This window comes from Candidatus Acidiferrales bacterium (assembly GCA_035515795.1).
In the GTDB taxonomy this organism is placed as follows: domain Bacteria; phylum Bacteroidota; class Ignavibacteria; order Kryptoniales; family JAKASW01; genus JAKASW01.
Map to the genome: position 1 here is coordinate 47,406 of DATJAY010000027.1, position 20,354 is coordinate 67,759.

The following is a 20,354-nucleotide window of genomic DNA, read 5'->3' on the forward strand; positions in this document are numbered from 1 at the left end:
ATAGACCCTTTCCAAATAAGAGATCAACGTGCTAAGGCTAAAACAATTTCTAACTATTTACTTCTTGTTACCTCGATCAACTCGTTCTTATAAGTAACAGCTTGAACTTTAACATTCTCGGACAGGAAAGACTCCGGATTTTCTTTTCCCATCCAGACAATTCCGAAATTCCGTTCCTTGGGCATCCCAGGGTACGAGCCCTTTGTCGGACCGATCGATAATTTCCCGCTTTGATTGTCGTATCTGATCGGTATCATGGCACAGATTCCTTTCTCATAGTCGTTATTCTCATTCTCGTCTTCATAAAGAGTGAACTCTGCGTCTTTCCCGGTGTAAACGTAAAGAGTTACCTCAGTTTCTTGCTCAGCGTATTGGATCTCACCGCCGACCGGAATTATTGAACCTTCGCGGATAAACAGCGGGATTTTATCCAGAGGCGCTTCGGCTGTCATAGTTCTACCGCCATCGAAATATTTGCCGGTATATAAATCATACCAACCGCATCCGGTCGGGAGATAAACTACCTTCGCTCGTTCCCTGTAAGTCGTAACCGGAGCGACAAGCAGCGAAGGGCCGAACATGTATTCGTTCGAGAGATTCACGACATTCTGGTCATGAGGGAAATCCATTTCCAGAGCGCGCATCATCGTATAATTATTCCAATAGACCATTCCGGCCAATGAATAAATGTAAGGCATCAGTCTGTAGCGGAGGGTAGTCACGCCGACCATGGCGTCGTATTCGGGGCTTCCCTCCGGAGCGACGTTGAAAATCTCTCTGAACGGATACTGACCGTGCGAACGATAGAGAGGACAGAATGCACCAAACTCGTACCATCTTGTCAAGAGTTCACGCCATTCGTCGAGAGCTTCTCCTTTCGCGTTGATGAATTTGTTGGGGACGGCAAAGCCGCCGATATCAAAAGTCCAGTAGGGAAGACCCGACATCGAGTAGTTCAGCCCGGCAGGAAGCTGCCCTTTCAAATCTTCCCATGTGGAACCGATGTCGCCGCTCCAGACGGAAACTCCATAACGCTGTGAACCGGCGTAGGCAGAGCGGCTGAGGATGAATACCCGTTTATCCGGATTTGCCGACATCAGGCCATCATATACACCCCGGCAATGTTCCAAAGCATATGCGTTGAAGTATTCTGCCCCCGGGCCGAGGTAGGTTGGATCCATGATATATTTTCTTCCATCCATCGACAAATTCGAATTCATATCCGGTTCGTCCGAATCGATCCACCATGCATCGATGCCGAGCGGATAGAGTTTTTCGTCTATCATCTGCCAGAACAATTTGCGCGCACCGGGATTGAATGCATCGTAGAATGTCGAAAGGTATCCTTTGCCGACCCAGTCTCTGTTCCCTAAATTTAGATTGCCTAGGTAAAGGTAGCCCTTGTCCATCATCCTGTCGAAGTTCGTGATGCTTTTGTAGAATTTTGCCCAAACGGAAATCATGATGTGCTCATGGAGTTTATGCACTTCATCGACCATGGCCTTCGGATTCGGATAACGCGTGCTGTCAAATTCCATGCTGCCCCACTGATCTTCCTTCCAGTAAAACCAGTCCTGCACGATATTGTCGAACGGTATTTTGAGTCTGCGGTATTCATTTGCGACCTGTAGTAGTTGATCCTGTGTCGCATATCGTTCACGGCTCTGCCAGAAACCGAACGCCCACTTCGGCGGGATCATAGCCTTCCCGGTCAATTGTCGATAACCGCTGATAACGTCATCGAAATTCTGGCCGGAGATGAAGTAATAATCGATCTGATTTGCATATTCGGAATACAAAGACAGATTATTCTGTTCTTCCGGGCTGAGCGGCGTTTTTATCTTCAACGAAATGTATGCTTCTCCGCCATCAGGGATCCATTCAATCCTGATCGGATAGCTTTCTCTTTTTTCAAGCTGCAGATTGAAAAGATAGACGAAAGCGTTCCACGATTGTCTCCATCTGTCGACAATCAGCCTACCGCCGATCCACATCTTGCAATGACCGGAAGAATAAAGACGGAATTTAAACAGCCCTGTGGAATCCGGCTCGAAAGAACCATTCCAAGAAACAATTCCAGTCGCCAAAGAATAGCCCGTAGGGAATTTCTTCAGGTCGGAAAGGAATTCGTAGTTTATTTCTGATTCATCACGGACAACCGCGACTTTCGATGTGTCGAGCGAATTGCAGTAAGCTGCTGTTAGCCCGCCTTCTTTCCCGTTTGCATCATAGAGTTTCAGATCCGATAGAGAGCCATAATCTCTTGGGTCGCCAAACTTGGTCCTTGAATAATTGTCCCATAATATTCCGTAGTTCTTGTTTGAGATCACGAACGGAATAGAAATCTTAGTATTATACTGGTACAGATCGACATCCTGGCCTTTATAGTCAAACAATCCTTCCTGCTGCTGACCGAGCCCGTAGAACGCCTCATCTGATGTAGATTCAAACTGCTGGCGGATCGTGAAAAGATCTTTGTTCTCAATTGTGACAGGCTCGATTGTTTTGCCGCCGTCTTTGATTTCATTTAGAATTGGTTTCCCTATAGAATCGCAGAAAACCAGGGCGCCGGTCTTGGTGGAAATTCTCACCTGTAATGAAGCCGTCTTTAGTACCAGGGTGTCGCCCGATTCTTGTGTCTCATATTTTACGGCAGGGAACTCCTGCGGTTCGACCATTAAACTTTGCACGGCGGGAAAGGAATCCGAATTCACTGCACTTACACGAATTATTCTGTCAGTGACGGGTACGACACGAATCAGCTTCGCGCCGTTCTTGACAGTATCTGTTACCGGAACAATAATTCCGTTTTTGGTCGGGCTATACTGTTTTTGGGCATATGCCGTCAAAAAGGTCATACTCAGTAAGAAAACCACAGACATTTTCATTTTATTCTACCTTTGCTCTTGGAGTTGAAAAAAATCGGACGAAACGATTTTGAAAGAATGTAGCAGTAGCTGCGCGACTCCTCATGAATTCAATTTACGCAATTCGAGTAAGAAATTAATGAGTTTGCAAATCAAACAAAATGATTCAAATGCATCCGTTCACAAAAGATTGACCTCAATATTATGGCCAGTACGAATCTTATCTTATTACTTCTCGACAAATTCCCGTTGATCCGCCTTATCTCCGAATTCTTAATGAAACAACTTTTTGTTCATTGTGCGGGCACGGTGGTGAGTTTATATTGATGCCATGAGAAGAACACTGACGGCAATTCTCCTTCTAACACTTGCATCTTTTACTTACTCGCAGAGTCTGCCCGTGCCTTCGGCAAGTACTGAAGAGCTTAACAAGCTCAGAATTGCCCAGGCTCTCGAGCAGGCAGGTGAATACGAAAAAGCCCTCGACTTTTATCTGCAGCTGCATCAATCGTCGCCGGACAACTTTGTCTACTTCGACGGACTCCGGCGAGTTTATATGAACTTGAAAAGGTACGAGAGCGCCAAGGAATTGCTGAATGATAGATTGCAGAGTGATCCGTCCAATGTTGTCATGTTGTGCCAGCTTGGCGATGCGTACTTCAAGAATGGCCAGCAGGACTCGGCATTGGTGATATGGAACAAAGCGCTGACAATTGATCCGAAAAATCCCAATGTTTATAAAGCAGTCGCAAACACGATGGCGGAGAATAGACTTTTTGACAAGGCGATAGATGTTTACCGAAACGGCGAGGTTAATTCCAATCAGACGTTTACGAATGAAATAGCGCGGCTTTATTTTCTTAACGCGAATTACGCCGGCTCATTACGCGAGCTCCTGAAGCAGCTAAAAACACAGCAAACCACCTATATCTTGTCAAACATAGAGGTGCAAATAGCATCGTACGGTTCGAGCAAGGAGGCTCTCAATCAGTTCACAGGCGAGATGGAAAAACAGGTTGTAGAAAACCCCGACAATAGAGACTACAGACGGCTGCTCAGCTTTATATATATGGAGAAAAAAAATTACGCCGCAGCTTATACGGCATACAAATGGCTCGACAACCATTCCAGTGCGCCCGGATCGGAGCTCCTCCAGTTTGCCGTCAGGGCATATAACGACGAGGCGTATGAAGTGGCATCGAACGCATATAAGGAAGTTTCTACTCTATCCAAAAACAATTCCATTGTCGTCCAGGGTTTGTACGGATATGCGAACTCGCTTCAGGAGCTCGGGGAGAATAAATATACCGAAGGCGACGGCCCATGTTCCACAACGGACACTTTAGCCGAACTTGATCAAGCCCTGTCGACATACGAAACAATCATAGAGCAATATCCGAATACGCAATTCTTGAGCTCCGCGGTTCTGAATTCTGTCGGCTTGAAGATGAAATATTTTCATGATTTCGCCGGCGCGGGAAAATTACTGTCCGACCACAGAGATCGCGCTGGCACCGATGATTGGACCATGGCACGTATCCGCTTGTGCATGATGGAAGGAAAATTTCAAGATGCCTTCAACACATCGTTAGGAGTCATCCAGTCGAGCCCAGCGGCGGACGAAAGCGTGCGTGATAAAATAAAATTTCAAGCTGCACTTGCCCTTTATTACCTGGGCAACTACGACAGCTCCGCTTTTTATTTAAGCGAGATAAGTTCCAATCCAATGTCCGACGCCGCTAATGATGCTATTCAGCTTTTGAATACGATTACAAACAACCGCGGCAACCCGGCGGCGCTGCGGGAATTCGCTTCTGCCTCGGCAATGGAAGAATCGGACAAAATTCCTGAAGCCGCTTCTGCCCTTGAGAAAATTCTGAACGAATATCCGAATGTTCCATTGGCGGACAACGCGCGATTTGATTTAGCGTCCGATTATTGCAGGATGGGAAACGTAGACGCAGCTTTGAAAAACTATTCATTGCTTGCGGAGGACAGCACCGGGATATTTGCGGACAGAGCGGACTTAAGGATCTGCAGGATTTATCAGACGACGCTGCGTCAAAATGAAAAGGCAATTTCAGAATACGAAGACTTCTTGGTCCGATTCCCGAATTCAATTTATCAGAATCGAGTCCGGGAAATCCTGAGAAATCTGCTAGGGGAAGATTCATAGCTGCAGTGTATACGAATCAACATTTACGGATTATGTGTCATCGTTCAAGAGATGGCGAATAATTGCAATCGCAGGTGATAAAATGAAAAGATTTGCTTTTTTGTTCTTGATCTTTTCGGCAACGGCCGTTTTCGGCCAATCGAAACTTCTTATTTACATGGATCTCAAGCAAACCGACGATTTGAAGGCTTACGGCGTGGCATACTATGCACTCCAGCATGGCATCGAAGTCGACTGGTTGCTGAACTACCGCGGCGGTTCGTTTATGATGGACGACAACGATGTCATTGCAAATGAATGCAGAATACGCGGCGTCGCGTTCGACGAGCTGACTGCCGTGGAGTCATCTCAAATTTACGCCATCGTCCAGGATGTGAACAATAATATGGACGTTGTGCGTCTCGAGAAAGCCCCAAAAATCGCCGTTTATATTCCGCCGAACTACAAGCCATGGGACGATGCAGTGACTCTTGCGCTGAATTACGCTCAAATCCCATTCACGCAGGTTTGGGATGAGGAGGTGCTCGACGGCAAACTTTCACAATACGACTGGCTCCACCTTCACCACGAAGATTTCACGGGGCAGTACGGGAAATTCTATGCTTCATACAGCAATGCGCCATGGTATGTCGAGGAGCAAGCAACTTATGAAAAAGAAGCTCGTAGGCTCGGATTCAAAAAGGTCTCCGATGAAAAGAAAGCGGTTGCGCTCGCAATAAGAAACTATGTGGGGCAGGGCGGCTTTCTGTTCGCAATGTGTTCGGCGACAGAGACGCTCGACATCGCGCTCGCCGCCCAGCACACGGATATCTGCGACGTTATGTTCGACGGCGATCCGCCCGATCCCGATGCGCAGGACAAACTCGATTATTTGCAGTGTCTGGCATTCCAGAATTTCAAGCTGGTGATGAATCCGTATGAGTACGCCTTCTCGGATATCAACGATCCTCCGAACAACATGGTACAGTTCCGCGACCCGACCACGGACTACTTCACGCTGTTCCAGTTCTCCGCAAAATATGATCCGGTACCGACAATGTTGACTCAGGATCACGTTAACGTGATAAAGAATTTCATGGGGCAGACTTCGTCATTCAAGAAAAGCTTGATCAAACCTAATGTCGTGATCATGGGGGAAAAGGAAGGCACCGGGGAAGTGAAGTACATCCATGGCGATTACGGAAAGGGGACCTGGACATTTCTCGGCGGTCACGATCCTGAAGCGTACACTCATCTGGTCGGCGATCCACCTACCGATTTGTCTCTGCACAAAGACTCGCCGGGATACAGATTGATTTTGAATAATATCTTGTTCCCGGCAGCAGAGAGGAAACCGCAGAAGACATAAGAAGCCATTGGCTCATCCTGCTTTCGACAAGTCCAAGCAGACTTTCAGCCAGCAGGTGGCTCCTTATGATTTTTGCCCGAGCTACTTGAGCAGGTTTATTTAGACTAAATAAGTTTTCCGGTTTTCTTCTTGATATTTACACCATGGCTTGTTAAAATTTAGGCATAGATATTGCCAGAGGGCAAATGAAGTCAGGGAGCCCGAAGCACGAAGATTCACCTTACGATTGTTTCAACTTGAAGCTGAGTAGTTTTGAAACATTACTTGGCATCAAAGGAGTCTTTGAGATGAAGAGTGCAGCGGTTATTGCGATTACATTTCTAACGGTAAGTTCACTTCTTGCGCAGGTGCATATAAGAGAGAGCGCAACGATTATACCGGGGCAGGCGAAGAGGGTGCAGATATCGGAAAACAAACACAAGATATGCTTTACATTTGTCTGGAACACAGATTGTGAAGGCTGCACGCAGACTGAGATTGGCCGTATACATGTCTACGGTCCATGCGGTCTTGATACCACATGTGAAGACACAGATCGCCGTCCGATTATGGTCATAAATCCTGCAAGGGCAGGCGACTACTGGTTTAGCCTCTCGCTATTCAAGACTACAACAGATTCTTCAATTGGCGAGTGCTCCATCTATCAAGATGACTCACTTATCTATGAAGAGACCAGGTGGTCATGGGCGACAAGGAATGTTGTTCCCAATGCGTGGAATTATCTCCACCAGGGTTATAATCCGGAAGGCGACACCCTCAAATATTACTCAACTCCTTACTATTCAACATTTCAGCTTCAATTGGTGCCCACCGGCTTTTCTTACGGTCAGGAGTCAGGCTTCTTCTACGGGGATGAATCCATAGTAAGATTGCAGGGTTCGGATAGCTGCACGAATACTGCGTGGTCTTTCGATGATCCTGATCCTATAACATTTACTATATTATCCGGCCATCGATACGCTTCGTTCCATACTTTTGGACCCGATGGTGAAGACGTAAAGCTTGACTCGACCTTTACCACGACCGCGATGGAGATTTGGATGGATCAGTTTTTTCTTGCTGCAGACAGTGTTCGACCGGATTCAGCTGGCGAGTGGGTGGTAGTCGAAGCAGAGAGCAAAGGGGTGAAAAGCATAGATTCGATACGAATCTTTCCATCACCGGTAGTCGTCGGTCTTGTTCCGTCCGAGATTTCACCGGGTGATACTGCGATGATAGTCGTAAAGAATCAGAACCCCGACGGTACGATAACGGATTTCACGCCGGATCAATTCTTTGAAGTCGGGATAGACAGCGGGAACGCATATGGAACGATTCTGTCGCAGGGTGATACGGCTCAATACTTCGCGCGAAGACCTCAGCCGTTGCAGTTCATAGCAGTCGACAGCATAAGTGCAGACTCAGAGATAGTCGGGATTAGAGTGGGCTGGGAGCAGGAGGTACCTTGCTCAACGGTGCCGGGTGTAAAAGAGAATTCCGGGCAAAACAGGAAAGCGGGAGGCACAACGGTTGATGCAAATCTAAAGAACACGGCGATCAACCCTCCGGCAAGGAAGGTGAATATATTACCAGTTCACCGCAAGTCGGTCTCCGATGCGCCTAACTTTTCATCGGGTTACTATGGTATCGGCTGGGTTGAGATAGAAAAGACTAAGATCACAATCAATATCCCAACACCAAAGCAGGAATGGCCAAATTTGCCACCACATTCTGGAGGAAATCCCAATGCAAGGGACGAGAAGAAATTCACGGTCACAGTGACACGTGGAGGCAAACCCTTGCCCAATTATGGTGTAACTACAACAGCATCCATGATACTGCCATCCGGGGGACACGCTCATCTAAATCAGCCACCGCAGGCTGAAATGGGAGAACTCGAGGACTATGTGCACCATGTTGATGGGAACGGAACGATAACGACCTTGACAGACGGTGATGGAAATATCTTTATAGATTTCACAGCGCCGGAATTTAGCGGAAATGTATTGATGACTGCTTCGTCAACTACCGAAAATGTAAGTGCACACGATACCATTTCAGTGATGGTCCCGGGTTTTGTTAATTTCAGAGATTTGATATTCCTGCCAAATAGAGCCCGACCTTACGCATTCCAACAAACGACTCAAACCGCCATTGACAATCATCCTGACAACAACTGGTGTACACCGGAAGCGGGCGACCAATTCTTCCTTGGAATACTTGATTTCTATTTCTTGTCCGGTTCAGCAGATGGCGGCGGAACGTACTTGAGCATTAACGACATGAGCCTGCCGTGGGGCGGGTTGTTCGATGCACTATATTCGAATTGGCAACCTCCTCATAGTGCTCACAGGATAGGCCTGAGTATAGACATAAACCCGAATGATGCAAATGATATCCCGTTGACCTTAGATCAGATCCGCCAACTTAATTTTTGGATGGCAAAGCACCAATGTTATCGGAACAGCGAAAGACAAATACACTATGGATATTTAAATGGGAGAAACTAAGATGAATAAAAAGAATTTAGCTATTTTGGTGTTGCTTGCGTGCGGATCGCTATGCTCACAAGGGCAAGAATTACCCCTTCTAAAAGAAGTCCAAGTAAAGTGTGCCGTTTCATTTCAGCAACAGAATGGAATGTACTACTTTACCTACGATGTACGGAACGATCTCAGCAGCGTTGGAAACATTATCATGTTTAACATTGACATCTCTACGAGCCAAAACTCGATTCAGTATGATACCAGCGGTTTGCGCTACAGGGACGATGGGTTCACTGAGAAGATCTTTCAAAATGACTACCCAGTGATTAAGGGTAAGATCGTTCCTGTTGGATTTCCTTCGATGCCCCTTCATTGGTTCGCGGGAGTTGGAACAGACCTCGCGGCTGGCTTTGGCGGAGATTCTCGCAATTGGATCAAGCCAGGAAGTGCACTGGGGGGATTTGTCATCATGAGTAAAGGGTTGCCAGGAATACGATCATTCGTGGCAATCCCGGATTATGACCCCACAAAATATTTCCCCGATCCTGATGAGTACCCGGAATCAGACACCGTGAACATTGATTCCGTAAGGGAGTCACTAAATTATTATGGCAAAACACTCGGCCCCACCGCTCCGCCATTAGACTTCTCTGCGTCATCATGGATAGACACCCTCATTTCCTACAAGCACCAATCCGTTACGCTCGGCTGGCTCAAGGAGGACAAAACTCACAAACAGGATTGCGACGAAATAATGAACGGCAGGGACTGGTATAAGAAAGGTGACTTCGAAAAGTTTGGCAAATGGAATCCGACTAATGACTGGGACTTCGACCGCGATTGGAATAATGGAATAGTCGAAGTATTGGATAGAAGATTGGACAGGGCAAAGACAGAACTTTCCAAGCGGGATTCTGTGGGTGCAAGGAGAGATTTGCAGATATTTGTGATGGAAGTAGAACTGTTGAATAATCTGAGCAAGAAGCTGGAGGATAGAAAACAGGCTCCGATCATGACAAGCGAAGCTTATGCGCTGCTGAAATATAATGCGGAGTATTTGATAGAGAAGTTACCAGAGGGAAGAGGTAAGAATTAGGAGCCAAAAGAAAGGGAGGAAGAAGTTAGATGAAATGCATTTTAATCTTTCTATCGCTGATCGTAGGAGGTGCCTTTGCCCAACCGGCAAAGGTTGGCAAAACGGATGCCGTGGGACAGATCCCTCAACAAAGTTCGGGACAGGTCTGGCAAGTCCCATTCGCCTCATCGGACAACACAATCTCTCTGAGTGTTCAAAACAATTCCGGCACTGAGACGAAGAATGTGTCCGTCGCGTTCAACAAAATTCCATCATGGCTGAAGTTTAAAGAGAACGCTGCAACCATAAAGAGCATTTCGGCAAATGCTTCTGGGGATGCCGGGTTTACATTCTCTGTTGATAAGAAAGCTCCTGTTGGAAAGGACACGACCTTGACGGCAACGATAAGTACAACAAATGGTCAGTCATGGACTAAGGAAATAAAGATCTCTGTCGGAGCGCCGAAAGATTACAAGCTTTACAATAACTTTTCCAATCCATTCAACCCGTCGACAAAAATTGCATTTGAGCTTCCGAAAGCATCGCATGTAGAACTCATCATCTATGACGTCGTCGGGAGAGAAGTCACGCAAGCTGCAGACGCAGATTATCCTGCCGGTTATACCGAGCTGACATGGAACGGAACAAACAAAAATGGAACACTTGTTTCATCCGGAGTTTACTTTTATCGGATAAGCGCTGACAAGTGGAGCAAGGTGAAGAAGATGATGATGGTTAAATAATTCAAAGAGATGTTCAGTAATCTCGCCGTTATTTAACGGGAATGGTATTGAAGTAGATCCGAAGTTAAAGATTCACACTTCAAAATGTCGGCGAGAGTCTTCTGTATTCCACCATGATGCACCTATTCATAACCACCTTCATACCATCGTCTGTGGCGTATCGGGCGGCATCCTCATTTATAACCCCTAACTGCATCCATAACACTTTCGCATTTGCCTTCACCGCATCCCTCGCGACTTCGCCGACGAACTCGCTTCGTCGAAACACATCAACAATATCGACCGGCTTGCCGATGCTTGCCACATACGGGAAACATTTTCGGTCTAAGACGCTTTGGTAGTTCGGATTTACCGGGATCACATCATACCCCACTTTGATGAGATACTCCATAATCCTGTTGCTGTCGCGATTCGGATCTATAGAAGCTCCAACCACGGCAATCGTCTTGGCACTCTTTAAAATATCCCTGAGTTGGTTGTCGTCTCCGTCTGTCATTCAGACTTTAGCACCTTGCAAAAATAATTTTACTCTTTGAAGCATACGTTAACATTCCGTGCTGCGTAAGCGTCGTCCAACCGACGAACCGGAGTCGTCATCGGCGCATCTCTCAAAGTCTCGGGAGAAATTCTCGATTCCTGATCGATCATCAGGAGCGCATCTGCAAATGAGTCAAGAGTTTCCTTTGTCTCCGTTTCAGTCGGCTCGATCATCAATGCTTCATGGACGATCAAGGGGAAGTAAATCGTCGGCGCATGATAACCGTAATCGAGCAGCCGCTTCGCAACATCCAAGGTCCTGACGCCTCGCGCTTTCTGCGTATCGGTCGACAGAACGAATTCATGCATCGGTCTCGCATTGAAGGGAAGTACGAAAGAATTACAGAGCTTGCTGAGCAGGTAATTCGCGTTGATCACGGCGTTGATGCTGTTGTTTCTGAGCCCATCCGGTCCGTGAGAAAGAATGTAAGTGTAGGCGCGCACAAGCATGCCGAAATTTCCGAAAAACGAGTGAATTTTCCCGATGCTGTCCGGCTTGTTGAAATTCAGGGAAAACTTTTCTCCATGTTTCTCGATCAACGGTACCGGAAGGAAATCTTTCAGCTTGTCATTTACAGCCACAGGGCCGGAACCGGGGCCCCCGCCGCCGTGCGGAGTCGAAAATGTCTTGTGCAAATTTATGTGAACGACGTCGAAACCCATATCGCCGGGCCGGACGAGTCCCACGATTGCATTTAGATTGGCCCCATCCATATACATTAACCCGCCAACATAGTGTACCATCTTGCTTATCGTCAGAATGTCGGATTCAAAAATCCCGAGAGTATTCGGATTTGTCAGCATCATGCCGGCTACCTCGTCGTCGAGATTTTTTTTCAGATCTTCGAGGTCAACTCTTCCGTCTCGATTCGACTTAATGCTGACCGCTTTGTAGCCGCTGATCGCTACGCTTGCCGGGTTCGTGCCGTGAGCGGAGTCGGGCACCAGAATTTTGCTTCTCACTTCACCTTTTGACTCGTGATATTTTCTTATGAGCATGATGCCCGTCAATTCGCCCTGTGCGCCGGCTGCAGGCTGAAGGGAAACTGCGGACATCCCGGCTATTTCACGAAGCATTCCGGAGAGATTATACATCAACTCCAGCGCACCCTGGACCGCTTCCTCCGGTTCCAAAGGATGAATGTCCGCATTGCCCGGCATCGATGAAGTCTTCTCATTCACCTTAGGATTGTATTTCATGGTACAGGAGCCGAGCGGATAAAAGCCTTTGTCAATGTGATAATTGAGCGTTGAAAGCCTCACGAAATGGCGGACCACTTCGTTTTCGCTCACCTCGGGCAAATCCGCAAAATTGGAACGCAAATAAATTTTCGGGACATCCAAATTGAAAGGAACATCGCGCTTGGATAGAGTGTAACCTTTTCTTCCTTTGTGCGATAGTTCAAATATGAGTTTCTCAGGCATAGACACTCTCTTTTTAAACAAATTAAAATTCAATGTAGAATTAAACAAGAAGTAAGAAGTCCTGTAAAAATTATCCCGACCAATCATCTTATATGAGGTGTGCGGGATGCCGCAAAGCGGCATTTGTTTCTCGGAGAGATGAAGTCCGCCACCGGTAGCCGACAACAACTCGCTGGCGGTTAGCGTACCATCGCGTCACGTGAACAACTGCAGGCAGGACTGATTGCTATTCAAATTGGCCTTATCTAAATTAAACTAAACAAAAGGAGTTAACCATGTCGCGCGGAGCGATAATCGTTTTGTCAATCGTAGCTTTTCTCGTCCTTATCTGTCTCAGTATCGCCGGCTGTGGGGTCGCAAATTATAACAAACTCGTATCTTATGATGAAAACGTCAAGCAATCGTGGGGACAGGTTGAGAATCAGTACCAGCGAAGGTATGACCTGATTCCGAATCTCGTTGAGACTGTTAAAGGTTATGCGAAACATGAAGAAGAGGTTTTTGAAAAAGTGGCCGAGGCAAGGTCAAGCGTCGGCAAGTTGACGGTCACGCCTGAAATCCTGAATGACCCTCAGGCATTCGGAAGGTTCCAGCAGGCTCAGGACGCTTTGAGCTCGGCTCTTACAAGGCTGATGGCTGTGTCGGAGAATTACCCCAACCTCAAAGCTGATCAGAATTTCCTGGCTCTGCAGTCTCAACTTGAAGGAACCGAGAATCGCATCGCCGTGGAGAGGCAGCGTTTCAACCAGAGCGTACAGAGTTACAACACGCTTGTTCGCAGGATGCCATCTGCTATCATCGCTTCACTTTTCGGTTTTCATGAGCGGCCCTATTTTGAGGCGCAACAGGGCGCAAGCACTGCTCCGAAGGTGCAATTCTAAATGCCGCACTTGAAAACTGTAGCTCCGTTTGCTCTATTCATGTTCCTTGCTCTGCCGTACCATGGTTTTGCACAGGAAGTCCCTGCACTTAACCAATACGTCACAGATGAAAGCGGCACGCTGGATCAGGAACAAATCAGAACGCTGGAAGCTCGTCTCGAGACTTACGAGGACACTACCTCAACCCAGATTGTCGTGCTGATGGTAAAGTCGATCCCGCAGGGGAGTATTGAATCGTACTCGATCGACGTCGTTGAGAAAAACAAGATCGGTCAGAAAGAAAAAAATAACGGCTTGCTTTTTCTAGTTGATGTCGGAGACCATAAGGTACGGTTCGAAGTTGCATACGGACTGGAGGGAGTCGTAACGGACGCTTACTCCAGCTACATCATAAACCAAATAGTGATACCTGAGTTCAGAAACGGAGATTATTACAGCGGGATAGACAAAGGAATCACGGCGCTCGCTGCTTTGATCGGCGGAACATTTACCGTCGACATAAATCAGCGGACGCGCTCTCGGCCTGCATCTAGATCGATTCCATTCGCGTTTATTGTGATCATTGCGGCAATCTTCAGACTGCTGTTTTGGAATAGAAGATTTTACGCCTCCTCCAGAGGAATCAGAAGAAGCGGCGTATTTTTGCCGCCGATAGGAGGATTTGGCGGCTTCCGAGGTGGTGGGTTCGGCGGCGGCGGCTTCAGCGGCGGTGGAGGTTCATTTGGCGGCGGCGGCGCGAGCGGAAGCTGGTAGAATGGAAGTGGCGGAAAGAAGAACCACAAAAGCAAAATGATGTAAACCGTAACCTAAGACTCAAAATTTGAAATCTATTTTATGCTTATTGTAATGGACACAAATGCGACTGACGAGCAAATCACTCTAGTCGAGGATAAAATTCGCTCGCTCGGTTGGACGCCGCACGAAATTCCCGGCTCGCTACGAATCGCGATAGGAATTACAGGTAATAACGGCGCTGTCGATTCGGGTCTGTTTTTAAATTTGCCCGGTGTCGTCGAGTGCATCCCCGTGAGCAAGCCGTATAAACTTGTAAGCAGGGATGTGAAGTCGGAAAACACAGTGGTACATTTAAAAAATGTTTCCATTGGTATGAAAGAACTTGTCCTCATGGCAGGTCCATGTTCGGTTGAGAGCAGATCTCAGATCAACGAGATTGCAGAATTCGTGAAGTCGCAAGGCGTTCAGGTGCTTCGCGGCGGCGCGTATAAGCCGCGGACCTCCCCTTACTCGTTCCAAGGTTTGAAAGAGGAAGGGCTGAAATACCTGCGTGAAGCCGCCGACCGATATGGGCTGAGCGTTGTTACCGAAGTGAAGGATACCGAGACTCTTCCTCTGGTCAGCGATTACTCAGACCTGCTTCAAATCGGCGCCCGCAATATGCACAACTTCTCGCTGCTTGAAGCGGTGGGACGCTTGAAAAAGCCGGTTCTCCTCAAACGCGGACTTGCAGCTACAATAGAAGAGTGGATGATGGCAGCTGAGTATATTGCATCACAAGGAAACTACGACATCGTTTTATGTGAACGTGGGATCAGAACATTCGAGACTTACACGAGAAATACGCTCGACCTGAACGCGGTCCCGCTCGTCAAGCATCTCTCTCACCTTCCCATCGTTGTCGATCCAAGTCACGGCACGGGAAGCTGGGAGCTGGTTGAACCTATGGCACTTGCGGCAGTCGCAGCGGGCGCAGATGGGCTGATGATCGAGGTACATCCTCATCCTGAAAAAGCTCTCTCCGACGGAAGACAGTCGCTTAGGCCCGAAAAGTTCATAGAGTTGACCGAAAAACTCAGAAAAATTTCCTCGGCATTTAATAAAGATTTTCCCAAATGAAGAAAATCCTGACAAAAGATGAGCTCCAGAATCTGGCTGAACAGATAGGAGAAATCGAGAAAAAGACCGCCGCAGAAATTCGCGTCGTGGTACACCACAAGAAGCACTGGAGCGAAAGAAAACTTTCGGCGCGCCAGGTTGCCGAGCGCGAATTTGGAGTACTCAACATGGCGAAGACCAAAAAAGGAACCGGCATCCTGGTATTCATTCTGGTGAGTGAAAGACAATTTGAACTTCTGGCCGACCACGGGGTAATCGCCGTGCTTCCGGAGGAGTTTTGGACGAATGCGGCGCAAAAATTGTCCGGACATTTTTCGAGAAATAATTTTTATGACGGTTTGAAAGCGGCACTGGCGGAAATCGGGGAAGTGCTCGAAACTAAATTGCCTCCAATAGCCGGGGAGCAAAGCGAGCTCCCGAACGATGTCGTAGAGGATTGAAAGTTGGAGAAATTCAGTCTCGCGATCGGACAGATCAAGCCAAAACTCGGGGATCTGAAATGTAATCTAGACCGCCATCTTGAAATAGCCGTGCAGGCACAAGAAAAAGGCGCGGCTCTAATGCTCTTTCCGGAACTTGGATTGACCGGTTATTCAGTCCGAGATCTAAATTCCGAGCTCGCGATGAGTGCGGACGATAAGTTCTTTCAACCCCTGCTGTCTCTAAGCAAGAAAATTTCTATCGTGGCGGGCACCATAATCCGAGATGAGAACGGCGGCATTCGCAACAGCCTGATCTATTTTGAAGATGCTACGGTCAAGCACATCCATTATAAAGTCTATTTGCCCACGTACGGACTTTTTGAAGAGCAGAGATATTTTCTTCCCGGAAGAGAGGTCAAAGCCTTCGACACGAAATTCGGGAAGATCGGTCTCTTGATTTGTGAGGATTTATGGCACATCTCCCTTCCTTACATTCTGGCACTTCAAGGAGCAAAGCTCATTCTTTCATCTGCGGCAAGCCCAACTCGTCTCTCCGGCGACAGCGAAGAACATTCGGGCTACCAGATCAACAGTGAACAGCACCGGAGTATTTCTCGTCTGCTGAGTATCTATCTTGCCTTTGCCCATCGAGTCGGTTTCGAAGACGGGGTGAGTTTTTGGGGAGGTTCGGAAGTCGTTTCGCCTCACGGTGCCGTCGTCGCTGCAGGAAAACTTTATGACGAAGATACCATTTTGTCTGAAATAGATTTGGCCGAGGTGGATCGCGCGAGATTGTTTTCGCGGCATTTCCTTGATGAAAATCCTGGGCTGCTTGTCTCACATCTTAAGGCGTTGGGGTTCTGAGCAGAAATATTTTTACCCTCTAAGATAACAACCTGCACGCGCGTCAACGCCGCGTTGGGCATCTGCCTTGCCTTGCAAGTCCATAGTTCGCTTGATAAATTATTTTACAAAAGGAGAATGAGTACAGATGAAGAATACTCTAAAAACAGTGTTCTTTATGACTTTGATGATGGTTCTGTTCCTCTTTATCGGGAACATAATCGGCGGTAAAACGGGGTTAACATACGCTTTCTTGTTCAGTCTTGTCATGAATTTCTTTGCTTACTGGTTCTCTGACAAGATGGTACTAATGAGTTATCACGCAAGAGAAGTCAGGGAGGCAGAGGCACCGAGACTTCACACCATGGTACACCGGCTGGCCACCCGCGCCGGTATTCCCATGCCGAAGCTTTATATGATTCCTACAGAGACACCAAACGCCTTCGCGACCGGCAGGAGTCCGCAACATGCTGCGGTCGCCGTGACAGAGGGGGTAATGAGAATTTTAAACGATGAGGAATTGGAGGCCGTTATCGGACACGAGCTTTCGCACGTTCTTCACCGCGATATTTTGACTTCCACGATTGTAGCGACATTCGCTGGAACGATAACGTATCTTGCCCAGATGCTGAGCTGGTCATTGTTCTTTTTCGGAGGACGCGGAAGGGACAATGATTCGTCAGGCATCGGCGAACTATTCGTGATTATCGTTGCACCTATTGCGGCGATGTTGATACAATTGGCAGTTTCCCGTTCGCGGGAATACAAAGCGGACGAAGGAGGAGCCGAACTATCTAAGAAGCCTCTGTCGCTTGCGAACGCATTGCAGAAACTGCAGGTCAGTGCCCAGCAGATTCCCATGCAGGCACAGCCTTCCACGGCGCACCTCTTCATAATAAACCCATTAAGCGCGCGATCCTTTGCGAGACTTTTCAGCACGCATCCTCCAACAGAGGAGCGAATAGCAAAACTTGAAGCATTAGCAGCAGGAAGAAACCTCTACTAAAAACTTAGGAGACCTATGGATTCTTACAAAGAGCCCGCCCCAATTGTCGATTGGGAAAATCCGTTTGAATCGATGATGGAGAGATTCGATGTCGCGGCCGAGATGCTTGAGCTCGAACGCGGTGTTTACGAATATCTGAAGACACCCGTCAAGCAAATCATCGTTTCAATCCCGATACAGATGGACAACGCTGAGATCGAAGTGTTTGAAGGATATCGTGTAATCCACAACGATGCCCTGGGTCCATCGAAGGGTGGAATCCGCTATGCGCCGGACATAACTCTGGATGAGATTAAAGCCCTCGCAGCATGGATGACGTGGAAATGCTCGATCGCCAATATCCCGTTCGGAGGAGCGAAGGGTGGAGTAAAATGTGATCCATCGAAGCTGACCCCGGTTGAGCTTGAAAAAATTACACGGCGATTTACTGCAAACATGCTCGACGTCTTTGGACCCGACAAAGATATTCCCGCGCCGGACATGAATACGAACGAACAAATCATGGCATGGATCATGGACACGTACAGCATGCATGTTCGCCGGACGGAGAATGCCGTAGTCACAGGTAAACCTCTGATAATCGGCGGCTCGCTCGGCAGACGAGAAGCAACCGGAAGAGGAGTCATGGTAGCAGCATTTGCAGCAATGGCGAAGGTCGGCCTGAATCCGAAACAGACAAGTTGTGCAGTCCAGGGGTTCGGCAACGTCGGCTCGGTATCTGCGAAACTTTTGAGTGAGCAGGGATTAAGGGTTGTTGCGGTCAGCGATATAAGCGGCGGATACTATAACAAGCGCGGGATAGATGTGAACAAAGCTATTGAATGGGTGCAGAAGACCAGATCACTGGAAGGAAGCGGAATCGGCGACCAGGTCACCAACGAGGATCTCCTTGAACTGGACGTTGACGTTCTCGTCCCTGCGGCGAAAGAAGATCAAATTACTTCGCACAACGCTTCCAAGATTAAGGCAAAAATAATTGTTGAAGGAGCAAATGGGCCGACTGTTGCGAAAGCTGATCCGATTCTGGACGAGAAAGGAATTCTCGTTGTCCCGGACATCCTCGCAAATTCCGGCGGCGTGACGGTCAGCTATTTTGAATGGGTTCAGGATCGTCAGGGATTCTTCTGGACTCTCGACAGGGTCAATCGTCGTCTCGAACGGATGATGCACGACGCATTCAATAATGTTTTTCAAACTGCGGAGAAGTACAAAGTTTCGATGCGCCTCGGCGCATATATTCTGGCAATTGACAAGGTTGCAAAGACTCTTAAGATCCGCGGAATCTATGCGTAATGAGATATTCACCATTCGTAGGGCTTCTATTACTGTTCGGATTGTTAGTTTCAAGCAGTGAGTCAGCGGACAAAAAATTCACCAACTACGAGATTTTTCGCGCGCAGGTTGATACTCTTTCAGGAACAGTCGTCAAGATTTTGTTGAGCCGGCAGATCGGATCAATCAGCTATCGAGCTAAACCTGGTGAGATAGAGACATTCGTGCGTCAAAAAATGGAAGAACGTTTGTTGGAAAATAATTTGCGACTCGTATCGGATTCAACATCACAATTGAGAATGAGTGTACCGTTGTTTCAAGTTTCTTACTCTCCTCCCGTGGCGTCCCATATCTTTGCATCTCCCGATGTTGAGCGGATGGTGCAATCTGCCTATGATGTTGAGATCTCCGACAGCGGAGAAGTGAAGATCGCAAAGTCGTTTTCCTTTGCTTTTTCCGATACTGTCAACGAGAGCGATATTCCAAATTTAGAAACCGGTTCATACGGATTTCTCCGCGGGAAAATTGATCCCGGAGGATTCTTGGACACGATATTGCAGCCTATTTTGTTCCTCGCTTCCGCCGCAGTGCTGGTATATCTTTTCTTCACATTAAGAGGTTCCTGAATGAAATTTACAGTAAACACCCGTTCATTAGCTACTATCTATCTGACGTTCGCCGGTCTGGCAATCATTCTTGCCTCGTGCTCGTCTACTCAAGAATTAATTGTCCAGAGCGCGGGGGAAACTTACCGACAAGGGATGCTTCTGATGCAGGATAAAGATTATACGAAGGCGCGGGATAAATTCGATATAGTGGTTAAACAATATCCCGCAAGCGCTTATGCGGACAGCGCGCAATTCTATCTCGCCGAGACTTACTACGATCAGGAGGAATACATCACCTCCGCATTCGAATACGAAAATGTTTACAGAAGCTACCCGTCGTCTAAGTTGTCACCGGACGCGAGGTTTATGATTGCAAAATGTTACATGGCTCAGGCACCGAGGGTTCAACTCGATCAGCAGAGTACGACGAAGGCAATCGAGGCATTCCAAAGTTTTATAGACTATTACCCCCAAAGTCCGCTCGTGCCTCAGGCAGAGAAGGAAATTATGGATCTTCGAAGCCGTGTCGCTGAAAAATATTACGACACCGCAGAGCTGTACACAGCGATGGGGTACTACAAGGCTGCTGTCGTTTATTATGATCTGATTCTTGATCAGTACCATGATTCAAATTTTGCCGACAAGGCTGCCCTGGGAAAAGTTAAGGTGCTGATGAAACGTCACAAGGACAGCGATGCAAAGTCGGCACTCGAAAAATTTTACATTTCATTTCCAAATTCGAAATTAAGGGAAGAAGCAAACCAACTTGCGCATACTTTGAACATCGCCACCGGCAAGCAGCCAGACGCAAATTAACCCGATATGGAGGGAA

General features: G+C 47.5%; 17 protein-coding genes. 14 read left to right on the plus strand and 3 right to left on the minus strand.

The features are described from left to right. Nucleotides 1-53 precede the first annotated feature (53 nt). A complete protein-coding gene (locus tag VLX91_11455) occupies nucleotides 54-2,888 on the minus strand; it encodes a TIM-barrel domain-containing protein (GenBank protein HUI30826.1) in 2,835 nt (944 codons plus the stop codon). Nucleotides 2,889-3,198: 310 nt separating this feature from the next. Between VLX91_11455 and VLX91_11460 the strand changes: the two genes are divergently transcribed. From VLX91_11460 to VLX91_11480, 5 genes are all read left to right on the plus strand, one after another. After that, nucleotides 3,199-5,043, plus strand: coding sequence for a tetratricopeptide repeat protein (locus VLX91_11460; protein HUI30827.1), 1,845 nt, complete (start codon nucleotides 3,199-3,201; stop codon nucleotides 5,041-5,043). 82 nt (nucleotides 5,044-5,125) lie between these two features. Beyond that, a complete protein-coding gene (locus VLX91_11465; GenBank protein ID HUI30828.1) occupies nucleotides 5,126-6,391 on the plus strand; it encodes a hypothetical protein in 1,266 nt (421 codons plus the stop codon). A gap of 185 nt (nucleotides 6,392-6,576) precedes the next feature. Then, entirely contained in the window at nucleotides 6,577-8,880 is a 2,304-nt protein-coding gene (locus VLX91_11470) for a hypothetical protein (protein ID HUI30829.1), read from the plus strand. A 1-nt stretch (nucleotide 8,881) separates the two neighbouring features. Beyond that, nucleotides 8,882-9,952, plus strand: coding sequence for a hypothetical protein (locus VLX91_11475; GenBank protein HUI30830.1), 1,071 nt, complete (start codon nucleotides 8,882-8,884; stop codon nucleotides 9,950-9,952). A 29-nt stretch (nucleotides 9,953-9,981) separates the two neighbouring features. After that, nucleotides 9,982-10,674, plus strand: coding sequence for a FlgD immunoglobulin-like domain containing protein (locus tag VLX91_11480; protein ID HUI30831.1), 693 nt, complete (start codon nucleotides 9,982-9,984; stop codon nucleotides 10,672-10,674). Between the two features lie 79 nt (nucleotides 10,675-10,753). Here the strand turns inward: VLX91_11480 and VLX91_11485 are convergent, their stop codons facing one another. Both VLX91_11485 and gcvPB read right to left on the minus strand, forming a co-directional pair. After that, nucleotides 10,754-11,170 (minus strand): CoA-binding protein, encoded by a 417-nt coding sequence (locus tag VLX91_11485; protein HUI30832.1) that lies wholly within the window; start codon nucleotides 11,168-11,170, stop codon nucleotides 10,754-10,756. Nucleotides 11,171-11,199: 29 nt separating this feature from the next. Then, on the minus strand, nucleotides 11,200-12,636 hold the full coding sequence (gene gcvPB / locus VLX91_11490) for an aminomethyl-transferring glycine dehydrogenase subunit GcvPB (protein ID HUI30833.1): 1,437 nt from the start codon (nucleotides 12,634-12,636) through the stop codon (nucleotides 11,200-11,202). A gap of 275 nt (nucleotides 12,637-12,911) precedes the next feature. On the opposite strand from gcvPB, the gene VLX91_11495 reads away from it, so the two are divergent. The 9 genes from VLX91_11495 (at nucleotide 12,912) to bamD (ending at nucleotide 20,338) form a co-directional block, all read left to right on the plus strand. After that, the gene (locus VLX91_11495) at nucleotides 12,912-13,517 is read left to right on the plus strand and encodes a LemA family protein (GenBank protein HUI30834.1); all 606 of its coding nucleotides are present in this window, start codon (nucleotides 12,912-12,914) and stop codon (nucleotides 13,515-13,517) included. Beyond that, nucleotides 13,518-14,270 (plus strand): TPM domain-containing protein, encoded by a 753-nt coding sequence (locus VLX91_11500; protein ID HUI30835.1) that lies wholly within the window; start codon nucleotides 13,518-13,520, stop codon nucleotides 14,268-14,270. A gap of 81 nt (nucleotides 14,271-14,351) precedes the next feature. Beyond that, nucleotides 14,352-15,371 (plus strand): 3-deoxy-7-phosphoheptulonate synthase, encoded by a 1,020-nt coding sequence (gene aroF / locus VLX91_11505; GenBank protein HUI30836.1) that lies wholly within the window; start codon nucleotides 14,352-14,354, stop codon nucleotides 15,369-15,371. After that, on the plus strand, nucleotides 15,368-15,811 hold the full coding sequence (locus tag VLX91_11510) for a TPM domain-containing protein (GenBank protein HUI30837.1): 444 nt from the start codon (nucleotides 15,368-15,370) through the stop codon (nucleotides 15,809-15,811). Before aroF ends, VLX91_11510 begins: the two co-directional genes overlap by 4 nt. A gap of 3 nt (nucleotides 15,812-15,814) precedes the next feature. Continuing rightward, entirely contained in the window at nucleotides 15,815-16,657 is an 843-nt protein-coding gene (locus tag VLX91_11515) for a nitrilase-related carbon-nitrogen hydrolase (GenBank protein ID HUI30838.1), read from the plus strand. A gap of 127 nt (nucleotides 16,658-16,784) precedes the next feature. Next, nucleotides 16,785-17,642: a zinc metalloprotease HtpX gene (htpX, locus tag VLX91_11520; protein ID HUI30839.1), complete on the plus strand. Its 858-nt coding sequence runs from the start codon at nucleotides 16,785-16,787 to the stop codon at nucleotides 17,640-17,642. Between the two features lie 15 nt (nucleotides 17,643-17,657). Then, nucleotides 17,658-18,935 carry a Glu/Leu/Phe/Val dehydrogenase gene (locus VLX91_11525; protein ID HUI30840.1) on the plus strand — a complete coding sequence of 426 codons (1,278 nt, stop codon included), beginning with the start codon at nucleotides 17,658-17,660 and terminating at the stop codon, nucleotides 18,933-18,935. After that, on the plus strand, nucleotides 18,935-19,540 hold the full coding sequence (locus VLX91_11530; GenBank protein ID HUI30841.1) for a hypothetical protein: 606 nt from the start codon (nucleotides 18,935-18,937) through the stop codon (nucleotides 19,538-19,540). Before VLX91_11525 ends, VLX91_11530 begins: the two co-directional genes overlap by 1 nt. Continuing rightward, nucleotides 19,541-20,338: an outer membrane protein assembly factor BamD gene (gene bamD, locus VLX91_11535; GenBank protein HUI30842.1), complete on the plus strand. Its 798-nt coding sequence runs from the start codon at nucleotides 19,541-19,543 to the stop codon at nucleotides 20,336-20,338. It begins immediately after the preceding gene. The last annotated feature ends 16 nt before the right edge of the window (nucleotides 20,339-20,354 follow it).